Source organism: Paragemmobacter amnigenus (assembly GCF_009908265.2).
GTDB classification, from domain to species: Bacteria; Pseudomonadota; Alphaproteobacteria; order Rhodobacterales; family Rhodobacteraceae; genus Paragemmobacter; species Paragemmobacter amnigenus.
The window spans coordinates 1-460 of the sequence record NZ_JAAATX020000035.1; the positions used below are offsets into that span (position 1 = coordinate 1).

1 protein-coding gene is annotated in these 460 nt (G+C 70.9%); it reads left to right on the top strand.

The window, feature by feature from the left end; translation table 11 throughout:
* Window positions 1–19: 19 nt before the first annotated feature.
* Window positions 20–460, top strand: a 441-nt coding sequence (locus GU927_RS20400) for a calcium-binding protein (RefSeq protein WP_449301136.1), incomplete at its 3' end; no start/stop codon positions are given.

Consider the following 460-nt stretch of genomic DNA (forward strand, 5'->3'; position numbering starts at 1 on the left):
GGGGGATGACACCTTCCTGCTGCAGCCGGGCTTTGGCACGGATGCGATCACGGGCGGCGAGACGGGCGAGGTCACGGGCGACGTGATCGACGCGACGGGTCTGACCGAAGGCGTGACGGTGACGATGTCGGGCCCCGAGGCGGGCACGATCAGCGGGGCGTCGGGCACGGCGACCTTCTCGGAGATCGAGAGCGTTCTGCTTGGCTCTGGCAATGACACGGTCAATGGCGGCGCGGGCAACGACACGGTCGATGGCGGCGCGGGCGATGATGCGCTGAACGGCGGCGGCGGCAATGACAGCCTTGCCGGTGGCACGGGCAATGACGTGATCGACGGCGGGATCGGCAATGACGTGCTGGACGGCGGTGCCGATGACGACGCGCTCACGGGCGGCGAGGGCCGCGACACGCTGTCCGGTGGCGAGGGGGCCGATGCGCTGGACGGCGGCGCGGGCAACGAC